16 protein-coding genes are annotated in these 15,708 nt (G+C 33.6%); 9 read left to right on the plus strand and 7 right to left on the minus strand.

Translation table 11 applies throughout. The features are described 5' to 3' along the window. The first annotated feature begins 159 nt into the window (after window positions 1-159). From FGF67_RS01620 to FGF67_RS01650, 7 genes are all read left to right on the plus strand, one after another. Window positions 160-1,059, plus strand: a complete 900-nt coding sequence (locus FGF67_RS01620; protein WP_139694705.1) for a helix-turn-helix transcriptional regulator — start codon at window positions 160-162, stop codon at window positions 1,057-1,059. A 374-nt stretch (window positions 1,060-1,433) separates the two neighbouring features. Continuing rightward, window positions 1,434-2,468 carry a ferrochelatase gene (hemH, locus tag FGF67_RS01625; protein ID WP_139694706.1) on the plus strand — a complete coding sequence of 345 codons (1,035 nt, stop codon included), beginning with the start codon at window positions 1,434-1,436 and terminating at the stop codon, window positions 2,466-2,468. Further along, complete coding sequence (locus tag FGF67_RS01630) at window positions 2,468-3,829, plus strand: MATE family efflux transporter (protein ID WP_139694707.1); 1,362 nt, start codon at window positions 2,468-2,470, stop codon at window positions 3,827-3,829. Before hemH ends, FGF67_RS01630 begins: the two co-directional genes overlap by 1 nt. 9 nt (window positions 3,830-3,838) lie before the next feature. After that, a complete protein-coding gene (locus FGF67_RS01635; RefSeq protein ID WP_139694708.1) occupies window positions 3,839-4,387 on the plus strand; it encodes a CopD family protein in 549 nt (182 codons plus the stop codon). Between the two features lie 162 nt (window positions 4,388-4,549). Beyond that, window positions 4,550-5,989 carry a sensor histidine kinase gene (locus tag FGF67_RS01640; RefSeq protein ID WP_139694709.1) on the plus strand — a complete coding sequence of 480 codons (1,440 nt, stop codon included), beginning with the start codon at window positions 4,550-4,552 and terminating at the stop codon, window positions 5,987-5,989. A 5-nt stretch (window positions 5,990-5,994) separates the two neighbouring features. Further along, window positions 5,995-6,777 carry an enoyl-CoA hydratase/isomerase family protein gene (locus FGF67_RS01645; RefSeq protein ID WP_139694710.1) on the plus strand — a complete coding sequence of 261 codons (783 nt, stop codon included), beginning with the start codon at window positions 5,995-5,997 and terminating at the stop codon, window positions 6,775-6,777. 141 nt (window positions 6,778-6,918) lie between these two features. Beyond that, complete coding sequence (locus FGF67_RS01650) at window positions 6,919-7,992, plus strand: PA0069 family radical SAM protein (RefSeq protein ID WP_139694711.1); 1,074 nt, start codon at window positions 6,919-6,921, stop codon at window positions 7,990-7,992. Window positions 7,993-8,054: 62 nt separating this feature from the next. On the opposite strand, the gene FGF67_RS01655 is transcribed toward FGF67_RS01650, so the two are convergent. Together FGF67_RS01655 and FGF67_RS01660 are read right to left on the minus strand one after the other, a co-directional pair. Then, window positions 8,055-8,657 carry a hypothetical protein gene (locus tag FGF67_RS01655; RefSeq protein ID WP_139694712.1) on the minus strand — a complete coding sequence of 201 codons (603 nt, stop codon included), beginning with the start codon at window positions 8,655-8,657 and terminating at the stop codon, window positions 8,055-8,057. 281 nt (window positions 8,658-8,938) lie between these two features. Then, window positions 8,939-9,535, minus strand: a complete 597-nt coding sequence (locus FGF67_RS01660; protein ID WP_139694674.1) for a hypothetical protein — start codon at window positions 9,533-9,535, stop codon at window positions 8,939-8,941. Window positions 9,536-10,233: 698 nt separating this feature from the next. On the opposite strand from FGF67_RS01660, the gene FGF67_RS01665 reads away from it, so the two are divergent. After that, window positions 10,234-11,109, plus strand: coding sequence for an AraC family transcriptional regulator (locus FGF67_RS01665; protein WP_139694713.1), 876 nt, complete (start codon window positions 10,234-10,236; stop codon window positions 11,107-11,109). A 1-nt stretch (window position 11,110) separates the two neighbouring features. Here the strand turns inward: FGF67_RS01665 and FGF67_RS01670 are convergent, their stop codons facing one another. The 5 genes from FGF67_RS01670 to FGF67_RS01690 form a co-directional block, all read right to left on the minus strand. Continuing rightward, window positions 11,111-11,764 carry an HD domain-containing protein gene (locus tag FGF67_RS01670; RefSeq protein ID WP_139694714.1) on the minus strand — a complete coding sequence of 218 codons (654 nt, stop codon included), beginning with the start codon at window positions 11,762-11,764 and terminating at the stop codon, window positions 11,111-11,113. Window positions 11,765-11,829: 65 nt separating this feature from the next. Beyond that, a complete protein-coding gene (locus tag FGF67_RS01675) occupies window positions 11,830-12,831 on the minus strand; it encodes an acyl-ACP desaturase (protein WP_139694715.1) in 1,002 nt (333 codons plus the stop codon). An 11-nt stretch (window positions 12,832-12,842) separates the two neighbouring features. Continuing rightward, complete coding sequence (locus FGF67_RS01680; protein ID WP_139694716.1) at window positions 12,843-13,580, minus strand: lysophospholipid acyltransferase family protein; 738 nt, start codon at window positions 13,578-13,580, stop codon at window positions 12,843-12,845. 26 nt (window positions 13,581-13,606) lie between these two features. Then, complete coding sequence (locus tag FGF67_RS01685) at window positions 13,607-14,002, minus strand: hypothetical protein (RefSeq protein WP_139694717.1); 396 nt, start codon at window positions 14,000-14,002, stop codon at window positions 13,607-13,609. 104 nt (window positions 14,003-14,106) lie between these two features. Then, a complete protein-coding gene (locus FGF67_RS01690) occupies window positions 14,107-14,517 on the minus strand; it encodes a BrxA/BrxB family bacilliredoxin (protein ID WP_139694718.1) in 411 nt (136 codons plus the stop codon). 121 nt (window positions 14,518-14,638) lie between these two features. On the opposite strand from FGF67_RS01690, the gene FGF67_RS01695 reads away from it, so the two are divergent. After that, window positions 14,639-15,397: a TerB family tellurite resistance protein gene (locus FGF67_RS01695; protein ID WP_139694719.1), complete on the plus strand. Its 759-nt coding sequence runs from the start codon at window positions 14,639-14,641 to the stop codon at window positions 15,395-15,397. Window positions 15,398-15,708: the final 311 nt, after the last annotated feature.

Here is a 15,708-nt window from a genome sequence, read left to right on the forward strand (position 1 = left end):
TATAGGGATGCCCTAAAAAAAAGTAACGATAAAAGAACTTTTATTGTCGTTTGTGGTTTTTTTGCGTTGTTTTTTTATAAAACAGGATAAATATCATAATTTTGTTAGGGTACAGGAGGTTTTTAAACAATTAATTTAGAATAAATCTAAATAAAATTTATGAATACAGAATTTGATTCCGATAAAAATGTCGCTCAAAGTTCATTTAATGAAACGTTGGTAGAGGAAGGTGTTTTGGTGTTAACCTTTAAAAATGAAGAAAATAAAACGCAATCTGTTGCCAAAGAAATAGATAGTGATTTTATTCAATTTCATTTTTGTGTTAAAGGGTCAAGTCAATTTGTGTTTAACGAAGGGCGCTATAAATTAAATATTCTTGAAGAAAATTCTTTACTGCTTTATAATCCGCAGCGCGATTTACCCATTCATTTAGAAATCAATCCGCACTCATGGATGGTATCGATTTTAATTTCTATCAAGAAATTTCATGGTTTTTTCTCTCATGAGGCCGATTATATCACCTTTTTAAGTGAAGATAATCGGGATAAAAAATATTATAAAGACGGTGTTATTTCGCCATCTATGGCCATTGTGCTAAATCAATTGATAAACTATGGGTTGAATTCATCTATAAAACCCTTATATTTTCGAGGGAAGGCTTATGAGTTATTAAGTTTATATTTCAATAGAAGTGAAGAAGCTAATATTGAACAATGTCCGTTTTTAGTAGATGAAACTAACGTCATTAAAATTCGTAAAGCTAAAGATATTATTGTAGCTCAAATGGCTGAACCGCCTTCGCTTCAGGAGTTAGCAGATGAAATCGGGCTAAGTTTAAAAAAGTTAAAAGAGGGTTTTAAGCAAATTTATGGCGATTCTGTTTTTAGTTTTTTATTTGATTATAAAATGGAAGTGGCACGAAAACTACTTGAGTCAGGCGAAAATAACGTGAATGAAGTAGGGCATAAAGTGGGATACAGTACCTCAAGTCATTTTATCGCGGCCTTTAAAAAGAAGTATGGAACAACTCCTAAAAAATATGTGATGTCATTAAGTTAATTGTAAGGTTTTATGGTAAAAAACAACTACAATACAGTAACTTAACAATAGAATATGAAATACTTAACTCCAGAAATAGAAGCGCTTTCAAAGCAACACAACCATAAATCATTGATTAGTTCAAGTGCGTCCTGTGGGATTTTTCAAGATTGTACTTATAGTCAGAAAAAGTCACATGAACATTATCAATTTTTGCTAAGTAAAATAAAGGACCATTAAAGGCGTCAATTATTAGCGCTATAACTGAAAGAACTATACGCGTTAGTTTTTATGTCGTTATTAAGAATGGTGACTTCTGATGCCGTTTAGAATTACCTCTTGTTTTTCTTTATATTAGTGAAATCATTGTATTTTTGTGATGCTAAAAAAATATAATGAAAAAAGGAGTCTTACTTGTTAATCTTGGTTCCCCTGATAGTCCAGAACCTAAAGATGTAAAAAAATATTTAGGAGAATTTTTAATGGATGAGCGTGTTATAGACATCCCCTACGTAGCAAGAGCCTTGTTGGTAAGAGGAATAATTTTAAAAACACGCCCTAAAGCTTCGGCAGCAGCCTATAAAAAAATTTGGTGGAAAGAAGGCTCGCCACTTATTGTTATTTCTGAACGCCTTCAAAATAAAGTTCAAAAGCAGGTAGATGTCCCCGTATCTTTAGCTATGCGTTATGGCAGCATGTCTATTCACAATGGCATTCAGGAGTTGGTAGATCAAGGGGTAAATGATATCTTGTTGTTTCCATTATATCCGCAGTTTGCCATGGCAACTACAGAAACCATAACAGTTTTGGCTGAAAAGTTACGCCATGATTTTTTTCCAGATATAAACATTGAGTCAGTTCCTGCATTTTATAATAAACCAGATTATATTGAGGTGCTGTCAAATTCTATAAAATCACATATAGAAGGCGAAAATCCTCAGCATCTTTTATTTTCATATCATGGAGTTCCTGAACGCCATATCAGAAAAAGTGATGTTACAAATTCACATTGTAAAATTGATGGAAATTGTTGTGTAACCTCAAGTAAAGCACATGAGTTTTGTTACCGGCATCAGTGTTTAGAAGTAACGCGTTTGGTTGCTGAAAAACTTGGTTTAAAAGAAGGTACCTATTCTACTTCATTTCAATCACGATTAGGATTTGATCCTTGGTTGCAACCTTATACAGATAGAACGATAGAGCGTTTAGGAAAACAAGGTATTAAAAATATGGCAATTGTTACGCCTGCCTTTGTAAGCGATTGTTTAGAAACGCTTGAAGAAATAGCTATGGAAGGTCAGGAGATTTTTCATGAAGTAGGTGGGAAGCACTTTAAAACCGTACCATGTTTAAATGATGACGACGCTTTTGTAACGTTGTTATCGCAGTGGATAAATCATTGGGTAACATCTGAAACTGTTGCCGTATAATGGCTCGGCTGATATCACATGGTTTGGGGACTGAGCCCATTGGTAAATTACTGGTAAAACAAGCTGTTCCAGCTTCTATTGGTATTTTGGTCATGTCGCTTAACATTTTAGTAGATACCGTTTTTGTGGGGAATTGGATAGGGTCAACGGCCATAGCTGCTATAAATGTTGTATTGCCAGTGTCATTTTTCATTGCTGCTTTAGGTATGGCCATAGGAGTTGGTGGTTCATCAATTATTTCAAGAGCACTTGGTGCAGAAAATAAAGAAAAAGCACGAACAACCTTTGGGAATCAAATTACCTTAACAACTCTTTTTACCGTTACTATGGTCATCTTGGGGCTTTGGTTTGTTGACAGTATCGTGCCAACTTTTGGAGGGAAAGGAAATATATTAGAACCTGCAAAAACGTATTATGTTATTGTGCTTTATGGAGTGCCTTTTTTAGGGCTTTGCATGATGGGAAATACAGTAATAAGGGCTGTTGGTAAGCCAAAAGTTGCTATGTATGCTATGATGCTACCGTCAGTCAGTAATTTGCTGTTAGATTATATTTTTATTTATGTGTTAGATTATGGTATGGCTGGTGCAGCTTGGGCATCAACTTTATCTTACTTGGTATGTTTTATATTTATTTTGGGCTTTTTTATCTCAAAACAGTCTGAAATAGAGCTTGCAAAATGTCACTTTGGTCTAAATAAAGCGACTGTTGTTGAAATAGCTTCCTTAGGAGTTGTAACCCTATCAAGGCAAGCCATTGTTAGTGTGACTTATTTGCTAATGAATAATATTCTGTATACGCTAGGGGGGGAAAGTTCGGTTACGGCATATGCTATAGTTGGTAGAATGCTCATGTTTGCATTATTTCCCGTTTTTGGTGTGGCGCAGGGCTTTCTTCCCATAGCTGGTTTTAATTATGGTGCTGAAAAATATGCAAGAGTAAAAGAAACGATTTATACAGCTATAAAATATGCTGCACTGTTGGCAACTATTGTGTTTGTGTTTTTAATGGTCTTTCCTGAAACCATTACAAGGTTATTCACATCTGATGCTCAAGTTATTTTAGAAACACCTGCAGCCATGCGTTGGGTGTTTGCAGCCACACCTATCATTGCATTACAGCTTATAGGAGCGGCTTATTTTCAAGCCATAGGAAAGGCAAAACAAGCGCTTTGGTTAACCTTGAGCAGACAAGGGCTTTTTTTTATTCCGCTTATTTTTATTTTACCTGTCTTTCTTGGAGAATTGGGAGTTTGGATAGCTTTTCCAATTGCCGATGTTTTAGCAACTCTAGTCACAGGATATTTTCTTTACAAAGAAATAATTAAGAACTTAAATCCAGAATTAAAATCGGTTAATTAAAAACACCATATGGAATATTACGGCTATATAAAATCGTTTCATCTTATTTTTGTCATCACTTGGTTTGCAGGGTTGTTTTATATTCCAAGGCTTTTTGTGTATCAAATAGAAGCGTTTCATAAGGCATCTCCAGAAAAAGAAATACTAGGTAAGCAATTAAAGCTCATGGCAAAACGCTTATGGTATATTATTACTTGGCCATCTGCTATATTGGCAACTATTTTTGCGGTATGGTTACTTATTATAGTTCCTGGTTGGTTAAAAGAACCTTGGATGCATGTTAAGCTAGCTTTTGTTGTTTTGTTGTTTATTTATCACCTTAAAACACATCAGTATTACAAACAACTTCAAAATGACATTGTAAAGAAATCATCAAGCTATATGCGCATTTGGAATGAGGGCGCCACATTTATTCTGTTTGCTGTCATTTTCTTGGTGGTTCTTAAAAGTGCCATTAACTGGGTTTGGGGTATAGTTGGTATTTTTGTTTTGGGTGTACTTATCATGCTGGGCTTTAAGGTTTATAAGCATATTAGAGAAAAAAATCCAGAGGCTTAATAGTTACTGCCTCTTAAGTATGCGCTCTTTTGGTTGTCATTTTTTTGTTGATAGAAGCTAGGTTTGGTTTGATTATTGCTATATTTAAGCTTGTAAAATTTGTAACATTCTGTGTTGTTTAAAGCAAAAAAACCTTCGCTTCGTACCCGTATTTTTCTAGCCATGATTCTATTGGTTTTGTTGGGATCTATTCTTATTTCTGCCGTAGCCATTTACCAGTATAGAGAGCAAAGTCATGATTATCATGAAAGCAGGTTAGAGCGTAAAGAGGAAAACATACAAACCCATATAAAACGTACCTTAAATGGCAGACAAAATACTTGGGAAGTAAAAACTGAAAACATTCCGTTTATTTTCAAGGAAGAGATTTACAATATTGCCGATATACATAAATTACAAATTAACTTGTATGATTTAGAAGGCGGTCTTCTAATTTCTTCAAAAGCGGGTTTTCAAAATAATGTAGCTGATAAATGTTTAGACACTCACATTATGAACGCTATTAGCAATACTGTTCAGGTAAAAAGCGATTCTGAAATTGCAGAACATAGGTTTGTAGCTAAACATCAGGAAAATGGTGAAACCTTTCAATCGTCTTACACTTATATTACCGACAATAGGTCTAAACCCATTGCTATTTTAAATATCCCTTATTTAGAAAAGGATGATTTTCTTAAAAAGGAGCTTGAAGAATTTCTAACCCGCATGTGGTATGCCTTTTTATTTGTATTGCTCATGGCTATTGCTATTGCTTTTTTATTGTCAAAATACATAACAAAATCACTAAAAAGCATTAGTGACATTATGAATGCCACAAGACTTGAACGTAGTAATGAACGTATTGAAATTAAAGATAGTACGGAGGAAATTTCAACCGTGGTAAGTGCGTACAATAGCATGATTGATGAACTTGAAGAAAGTGCGGTACAATTGGCTAAAAGTGAACGCGAACAGGCCTGGCGTGAAATGGCAAAGCAGGTGGCTCATGAAATAAAAAATCCCTTAACGCCCATGCGATTAACAGTGCAAAACTTTCAACGCAAATTTGATCCTACTGATGAGAATATTCATAAGAAACTTGATGAATATAGTAAAACCTTGATTCAACAAATAGATACTATGAGTTCTATCGCTTCGGCATTTTCTAATTTTGCAAAAATGCCAGCACAGCAAAAAGAAACGCTAAATGTGGTGCAAATTGTAAAATTAGCGCTCGATATTTTCAACGAAGATTATATTGTTTTTAAGTGTGATTCAGAGGAAATAATCGCTAAATTTGATAGAACACAACTCATACGTGTGGTAACAAACTTGGTGAAAAATGCCATACAAGCCATGACGGAAGAGAAAACACCAAAGATTGAAATTTTAGTTTCTGAAACAGAGATCGATGTGTTAATAAGTGTTACCGATAATGGTTCTGGGGTTTCTGATGAAAGTAAAGATAAAGTGTTTGAACCTAAGTTTACCACCAAAAGTAGTGGCATGGGCCTTGGTTTGGCCATGGTAAAAAATATTGTAGAAACCTATAACGGAAGCATTTCTTTCGATTCAAAAGATGGAGAGGGAACTACGTTTAACGTTTCTTTTCCTAAAAAATAAGTGTTATGAGCTACAACAATGTACTTTTTACGAAAAACAAGGGGATTGCCTTGATAACTATTAATCGCCCGAAGAAATTAAATGCTTTAAATAAAGAAACTATTGGGGAGCTTCACAATGCTTTTTTTGAAGCAGACAAAGATGAAGAAATAAAAGTTATAATAGTTACGGGTAGCGGAGATAAAGCGTTTGTTGCTGGTGCAGATATTAGTGAGTTTGCTCATTTTAATGTTGAAGATGGTACAAAGTTAGCAGCCAAAGGGCAAAAAGATTTATTTGATTTTGTAGAAAACCTCTCAACTCCTGTTATTGCTGCTATTAATGGTTTTGCTTTAGGCGGCGGATTAGAATTGGCTATGGCTTGTCATTTTAGAGTAGCTAATGATAATGCTAAAGTGGGGCTTCCAGAGGTGTCTTTAGGCCTTATTCCAGGATATGGGGGTACCCAACGTTTAACCCAATTAGTTGGTAAAGGGAGAGCTATGGAAATGATTATGACAGCTACTATGATTGATGCGCAAAAAGCCTTAAATTATGGTTTGGTAAACCATGTAACCACACCAGATGAACTATTGCCATTTTGTGAAACTATGGCAGAAAAAATAAGCCGAAATTCATCAGTAGCCATTGCCGCGGCCATACGATCTATTAATGCCAACTTTGAAGATGGCGTGAATGGATTTGAATTAGAAATAGAGGAATTTGGGCGATGTTTTGGAACTCAAGATTTTGCCGAAGGAACTAGTGCTTTTTTAGAAAAACGTAAGGCTAATTTTCCAGGCGCATAGTTTTAAGCAGAACAGGTGCAGTTTTTGAGAAAAAGTGTTTTGTTAACAAACAACACTAGCTTTAACATATTTCTATTTCAAGAATAAGTAACTTTACTGAGCGTTTAGTTTTAATCCCTTCCAGTTCTAAAATAATGTTGTATGAACCCTAAATCTAATATTAAAGGTCGTGGGGCGCAAGAGCATGTACCCAATCGATTTTTTGAATTGTACCATGAAGTTCGAGACGATTTTCTGGAGTATTGCCAGAAAACAGGTGAGGTTTTTGATGAAGATAAAACAAAGTTTCTTGAGGTATTTCCAAAAACCATAGTGAATCAGGTTAAAAGTCCAGATGTTGGTATGTTGTATTCCATGAATCCCTATCAGGGCTGTGAGCATGGATGTATTTATTGTTATGCCAGAAATTCACACGAATATTGGGGCTATGGGGCAGGCTTAGATTTTGAGCAAAATATCTTAGTTAAAAAGGAGGCTGCCAAATTATTGGAAGCACATATTACCAAGAAAAGTTGGAAAGCAGTACAAATCATTATGTCTGGAAATACGGATTGTTATCAACCCGTTGAGAAGCAATTTGAAATCACCAGACGTTGTTTAGAGGTTTTTTTAAAGTATAAGCATCCAGTAGGTATTATTACAAAGAACGCCATGATAAAAAGAGACTTAGACCTGTTAATCGAGTTGGCTAAAGATAATTTAGTTACCGTGAATATATCTATTACCTCATTATCAGAAGATATAAAACGTATTTTAGAGCCCAGAACGGCTAGCATAAAAAAGCGTCTAGATACAGTTAAACTATTAAGTGATAACGGTATTCCTGTCAATGTGATGATAGCGCCAATTATACCTTCAATTAATAGTCATGAAATTTTATCTTTAGCCAAAGTAGTGGCGCAGTATGGGGCTACATCTATTGGCTATACCGTGATACGATTAAATGGTGCTTTAGGTAGGCTTTTTACAACATGGATAAAAAAAACGATGCCAGACCGTGCGGAGAAAGTATTACATCAAATAGCCGATTGTCACGGTGGAAGCTTAAATGATTCAAGATATGGTACCAGAATGCGGGGTGAGGGAAAAATAGCAGAACAAATTCATGCTATGGTAAAACTGGCAAGAAGAAAATATTTTAAAGATGCATTGATACCAGAGTTGAATTGTAAACTACACGAATCTCATAAAAACAGGCAATTATCCCTTTTTTGAATGAAAAAGGTGAGCAAAACTGCTCACCTTAATCAACTTAACTAAATAAGAAACGAGAGGGTTTAGTAAATGTGTTTTTCAAAGGTGTGGTCGGCACTAATAACTTCAATCTTATAAGTACCAAGACTTAGACCTTCCAATTTAAAAGCTTTTTCTATCAGTTGTTGATTCTTTAATGTTTTAGAATACATTAACTCAGAATGGTTACCATCTAAAAAATAGAAATTAATTTTTAAAGGCTTCCTATTAAGGTTTAATTTACTCATGTAAACCATATCTCCTTCTACTCTAAAAGCAGGTTTAAAAATGGTTTCTTCAAGTTTTTTTTGAAAAGTAACTGTGTTAGACTTCACATAAAATGGAATAAGTTTGATTTCAAAATCTTTCTCCAATTCAAACATGTAAGTGCCGTTAGGTAGAGAAGTTAAGTCGAAACCTTTGCTGTAAATTCCAGATTGTTGGAGTAACTCTTTATATAACAATAAGCCATTTTCATCTTTAATTGATAAAACATTCCCTTTCTTTATATTATATAAAGTAAGTGGGGTTCGTTTTGCTTCAAATGTAATTTTAAATTTTGAAGCATCATTGGCGAAACTTAACAAGGTAGCAAACAATGTTACCATTAAGAATCCTTTTTTTGAATGTTTAATTACTTTTTTCATAATTTGGGTTTTATAACGTTCAACACTGTAAAATTACATTAGTTTTTAAGTATGTAAAACATTGATATTGACTTATTTATGTGCTAAATTGACTGTTATTTTTATGTGAAATTTAGGTTAAGATAAAATGGTATATGTATGAGATAATTGTATTGTAAATGCAAAGGGAAAGACTTTAGTCTTTACATTTCTAAAAGCAAAGAATTTAAAAAAATGACCAAAAAAAAGTGGCCACCACAGCCCACTTTTACTAACTAAACTAAACTAAATAAGACATTAAACTAATTATTAATGAATTTTGTAAATGTTTTATCATTGGTGTTAACCACAATTTTGTAATTGGTATCACCCTTAAGTTGGAATACTTTTTCAAGAATTTTAGCATCCTTCACTTTTTCATTATGTACTAGTTCATAACCATTTTCATATTCACCATAGATTGCAATATCAACCGTTTCATGGTTTAAAGAAAGTTTGGTTAGAAACACAAGGTCATTTTCATGACGCACATAAGGTTTAAAGATGGTAGTTTCATCTTCCTTATTAAAGGTAACAGTGTTAGCTGTTACATGAAAAGGAATCGTGCTAATTTCTAAATCTTTATCAACCTCAAAGACATAATCACCATCTGGTAAAGATGTAAGATCAAATCCTTTTTTATAAAGACCATTAGTTTGAACCTGTTCTTTATATAGAACAACACCGCTGTTGTCAATGATTGAAATTTTATTACCTTGTTTTACATGTTCTAGTACTAAAGCTGTTTTTTTAGAATCTTCTTTAATTAACAGTTTAAGATCACTAGCGAATCCAAAAACGGTAGCGCACATAGTTACCATTAAGATTCCTTTTTTTGTGTTTGAGATTACGTTTTTCATAATTTAAAAATATTAACGTTCAACGGTACAAATATAGGTTGGGTTTAAAAGGTGCAAAACACTGATATTGACTAATATGTGTGCTAAATTAACTGTTAAATCTATGTAAACTTTACACAGGGATAATAGAGCATATAGAGGGGTTAATTGGGCATAGTTTTATATGTATGCATAATATATAAAGGTGATAGTTCAGGTGTCTTATAAGTAAGGAGGGAGAAGAAAGAACAAGAGAAAAATGAGACAAAAAAAGTGAGCCACCACAGCTCACTTTTACTAACTAAACTAAACTAAATAAGACATTAAACTAATTATTAATGAATTTTGTAAATATTTTTCTTTGGTGACTTTTTATTTATTCTTCTAAAACTAACGTTGTTTCTTTTAAATCTTCTTTTATTAGTAATATAACGTTATTAGAAAACCCAAAAATGATAGCAAATATGGTTGCTACTAAAATTCATTTTTTTGTGTTTGTAATGACGTTTTTCATAAACTTTGAAGTTAACAACGTTTAACAATACAAAGATAGAGCAGGATAGGGTACAGGAAAACAGCAATTTTTGCTTATTTATATGGTATTTTAACTGTTAAGGCAATGTTAATATGTGAGAAAGTTAATATAACACACAATTAGGGTAATAAAATATATAATGTATGCATAATAAGTGCTAATTTTGCTTGTAAAAAGGTAAGCTATGATTAATAAAAAGCCAACTCTAAAAAAAATTAGTCCCAGTTTTGGGAGTTCGCTTTTGGTGAAACAGCACGTTGAGCAAGTTGATAAGAATGACGCTTATTGGCATTTTCACCCAGAGCTAGAACTTATTTACATAAATAAGGGGCAAGGAAAAACACATATTGGTAATCACCTATCATATTTTAATAATAGTCAATTAATATTAATAGGGTCTAATTTACCACATAATGGGTTTACAGATAGATTGACAGCTAATGGAACTGAAACCACCATACAATTTAAATCGAACTTTTTGGGAGACGATTTTCTGCAAATTCCTGAAATGGGTCATATTATTGCTTTGTTTGAAAGAGCCAAAAAGGGGATTAGATTTAAAGTAGATACTAAGAAAAAAATTGGAAGGAAGATAGAAAAGTTACTTGAACATGATGGTTTAAAGCGTGTATTGAAATTTTTAGAAATTCTAGATTTCTTGGCTAAAACTGACGATTATATGCTACTGAATGCAGACGGTGTTGCCTTTGAAGCAGAAGCTCAAGACAGTGCAAAAATTGGTACCATATTTAAGTTTGTTAATAAAAACTTTCAAAATCACATTGCTTTAGATGAGATTGCCGATAAGGTGAGTATGACAGTGCCTGCCTTTTGCAGATACTTTAAGAAAGCCACCGGAAAAACATTTACCCAGGTAGTAAACGAGTACAGGGTGGTACATGCTACAAAATTACTGTCAGAGGAAAGTGAAATGAGTATTGCTGATGTGTGTTATGAATGTGGATTCAATAATTTTTCACATTTTAATAAAACCTTTAATGATATTACTGGAAAAAGTGCATCAAACTATAGAAAAGAAATTAAAAAGATAATTAGTTAATTTATCTTATTCCATTCCATTCATTATAAAATTGCTCAAGAAACGCTAGCATGTAGTTATGGCGCTCTTGGGCAATTTTTTTCCCAGTTTGTGTATTCATCCTGTCTTTAAGCAATAATAATTTTTCATAAAAATGATTAATAGAAGGAGCTGTTGACGATTTATAGACTTCTTTGGTCATATTGAGGTTTGGTTTTATCTTAGGGTTATATAAAGCTCTGTTTTTAAAACCACCATAATTAAAACATCTGGCAATACCAATGGCGCCAATGGCATCTAATCTATCGGCATCTTGCACCACATCTAATTCAGGCGATTGGAATGTTTGTGGGGTATGCCCCCCTTTAAAAGAAATATTTTTGATAATGTTGACTACGTGCTCTATGATAGTAGAATCAACATTTTGTTTAAAAAGAAATTCTCGCGCCATTTTAGGCCCCACAGTTTCATCGCCATTATGAAATTTACTATCGGCAATATCATGTAATAACGCTCCTAAAGATACCACGAAAAGGTCTACAGGCTCTTTTTTAGCAATGAGCAAGCTATTTTTGTATACACGTTCTATATGAAACCAATCATGTCCACCTTCCACATCATTTAGGGTTTCTTTTACAAAAATTTTGGTTTTAGTTATGATTTGATTTTCAGACATAATGATGAAAACAAAAATTCCTTTCGGTGTATGGAAAGGAATTAAATTTTGTGTTGAATATGATATTATTTAGTAAGTGCTGGCTCTACCCATTTAAATTGAAATGAATTTTCTGGAATTTTCATGCGCTCTGCTAAGCGATACATTCTGGCGGGAAGTTTCATTAAATAGTCTCTCGCTTTTTCTGCTTCATCGGTGAGCCCCGTAATTTTATCAATTTCCCATCTATTGATTAATTTTTGAAGAATATCAACATAATCTGTTGAGGTATAAACCCCAATACGCTGTGCCGTATTTGAAAATTCTTCAAAAGCAGAGCCTATTTTACCGCCTGTTTCTCTTAAAAAATGAGCAGGCATGGTAATCTTTTGTTTCATCATATAGTGAAAAGCCATCATCATTTGGCTAGGATCTACCTTAAAAATACGGTCTACAAAATCAGAATAAGCATGATGGTGACGCATTTCATCCCCAGAAATGATTTGACACATTTTAGCCAAACGTTTGTTTCCTTTTTTTCGAGCAATTTTAGCTACCCGGTTGTGTGACACATAGGTAGCTAATTCTTGAAAGCTGGTATATACAAAGTTCTTATAAGGATCTCTGTCTGTGCCAATATCAAAACCGTCTGCAATAAGATGTTGCGTAGTAATTTCAATTTCTTTCATATTTACTCTACCCGAGAGGTAAAGGTATTTGTTTAGTACATCACCATGACGGTTTTCTTCGGCGGTCCATTGTTTTACCCATTTTGACCATCCGTTGCCACCCCCATCTACTTGATTAACCCCTTCTACATCCATGAGCCACGACTCATAGGTTGGTAAGGCTTCCTCAGTAATCATATCACCAACCAAAACCACCCAGAAATCATAAGGTAATTCTTTGGCCAACTCTCTTATTTCTCTAACCTCTTCAAAAAAAGTGTCATTAGTGGTTTCAGAATTTGGTAGAAAATCTGTGGGTTGCCATATGGTATCAATCGGAATTAAATATTTTTCCATTAAAGCGTCAACGTCTTTTTCCAAAAACTGCATCACCTCTAATCTCTTATTTTTTAAAGACATCTGTATAAGTTTTATATGTGAACAGCACTAGTAATGGTGCTTTCAATAGTTTTAATAAGCTCTTGCTTATCTACAAAGGTACTAACTTTTAAAGGCTTATGCACGGTAAAAGTAACATGTGTACCTAAACTTAATGGAAAATTACCATATTTTAAAATTTTCCATGAGTTATTAATAGTTATTGGTACAACCTGTGCATCAGGTATTTTTTTGAATAAAATCTCTAAGCCTTTGGTTTGAAAAGGTTTTGGTTTTCCTGTTTTACTGCGTGTTCCTTCTGGGAAAATGACAGCTGCTCTTTTGTTTTTAGCAATGTATTCTCCAAACTTCATAAGAGCAGGTAGGGATTGTCTTGGGTTCTTTCGGTCAATTAATGCGGCGCCACCATGACGCAAATTATAAGACACACTAGGAATACCTTTCCCTAATTCAATTTTACTTATGAATTTTGGATGATATTTTCGCATAAACCATGTTAATGGATAAATATCATGAAGACTTTGATGGTTGGCTACAACAATTAAAGGCTGGTTTGCTTCAATATTGTATGGATTTTTAAAGCTAAACCGTGTTCCTAAAATATTGGCACATCGCATTAAGCAAAATTGCAAGGCATCCACACTTTTTTTGTGGGCTTGATAACCAAAAACGTTAAAACAAAACCACTGGATAGGATGAAAAACAACGAGTGTTAATAAAAAACACAAGTAATAAATAGCGCTTATGGGGTATGATAAAATTTTTAGCATGCGCCAAAAATAAGTAAAACTTATTTTTAATACTCAGCAATGCACTTGTTATTTTCACATTTTAAGCTGGTAGGTGGATTTACCATAGCGCAATCAGACATTACTTCCCATTTGCTATTAAAGGCTTTTTCGTTTTCGTTATAACTTTCTACCAGTTTTTTTAGTTTTTCGGTATCTATAGATGTAGAATAGGTGATATAACTCCAAAATCCTCCACAAGGTTTGCTTCCTAAACCAATGTAATGACAGGTATATGATTCCCCGCAAACGGATGATGCAGCTAAAGTTTCAATTTCAGACTTCAATTTGTTTAACTCTACCTGTGCTGTTTCTTGAGTAAGCGTTTCTTGATTATCATCACATTTATAAGCCAATAGAGTAAAGGATAAGAAAGCAATTAAAATAATTGGTGTTCTGTTCATACTAAAGGTAGTTTTAAATTGAGATGTAAAAAAGGTTAAAAGGTTGCGTCTAAAAAAAAGAGCCATAACTACTGATATGACTCTTTTACTATTTTTTAAAAAAATTAACAGTATTCGTTATAGGCGTCTATTAAGTTTTCAGCAATTAGTTCGGCTGGACGGCCTTCAATATGATGGCGTTCAAGCATATGTACTAATTCGCCATCTTTAAATAAAGCCATACTTGGTGAACTTGGCGGAAATGGTACCATGTAACCACGTGCTTTATCAACAGCTTCTTTATCAACGCCCGCAAAAACGGTAAAAATATGGTTTGGTTTTTTTGCATTATTCAAACTCATTTTAGCTCCTGGTCTAGCATTTGCTGCCGCACAACCACAAACAGAATTTACTACTACTAAGGTAGTACCTTTTTTGGCTAGGGCTGCATCAACTTCTTCTGCAGTGTATAATTCTTCAAAACCAACGTTAGTTAAATCTTCGCGCATTGGTTTTACTAATTCTGCTGGATACATATTTTAAATTTTTAGTTTAACAATTTTTTTGAGTTGCAAAGATACCAATTGTGTAACAAATCTATAAAACAATCAACCAACAAATATTATATTTGAGAATAATTAAAATCTATAAACATACATGAGTTTTTCTAAATGGATTGGTGGTGCTTTAGGCTGGTCTTTTGGTGGTCCAATTGGTGCTATTATTGGCTTGGCTGTTGGTAGTTTGGTTGATTCTTTCGGGAAAGCAGAAGGTGGTTCTTTTTTTGATACTAGTGAACCCCGAAGGCCTACTAGAAGTAGGTATCATACGCAAACGCAATCTGGAGATTTTGAGGTGAGTCTGTTAATTTTAGCTTCAGTAATTATAAAGGCTAATGGGAAACAAGACAAACGCGAATTAGATTTTGTAAGGCAGCAATTTGTGGGTATGTATGGTAAAGAACGTGCCAATCATGCTTTTAAGCTGTTTAAAAACATTAATAAACAGAATATTTCTGTGCGTCCGGTTTGTTTGCAAATCAGACAAATGATGGATCATGCTTCTCGTTTGCAACTCATTCATTTTTTATTTGGTATAGCAAAGGCTGATGGTTTGGTAACAGAAGATGAAGTTCATCAAATTTATAAAATGGCAGGGTACTTAGGAATTTCAGCTAGAGATTATGAAAGTATTAAAGCTATGTTTTATAGTAATAGTGATAATGCTTACAAGGTTTTAGAAATTGACAAAAATGCTTCTGTTGAAGATATTAAAAAAGCTTACCGAAAAATGGCTAAAAAATACCATCCAGATAAGGTGATTCACTTGGGAGAAGAACACCAAAAAGGCGCCGAAGAAAAATTTAGGCAAGTACAGTTGGCTTATGAATTAATTCAAAAAGAACGCGGGTTTTAATGAAGGTGAAGTTTACTATAATTAACATATAATAATGCAAAATATTTTTGATTTAGAAGTAACAAATAATCTTATTAAAAGAATAAACACACTAGAGCCAACCACCAAGGCTCTATGGGGAAAAATGAGTGTAGATCAAATGTTGGCTCATTGTAATGTAACTTATGAAATGGTTTTTGATGATATTCTAAGTTCAATTAATAAGTGCAACACGAATATTTAAAATAGATGGGGCTAGCCCCATCTATTTTAGGCTCAATATTTATATTCGTTTTGGATGAAACATTATAAACAATTGACCTTACCACAAA

It is taken from the genome of Allotamlana fucoidanivorans (genome assembly GCF_006265225.1).
Lineage (GTDB): Bacteria > Bacteroidota > Bacteroidia > Flavobacteriales > Flavobacteriaceae > Allotamlana > Allotamlana fucoidanivorans.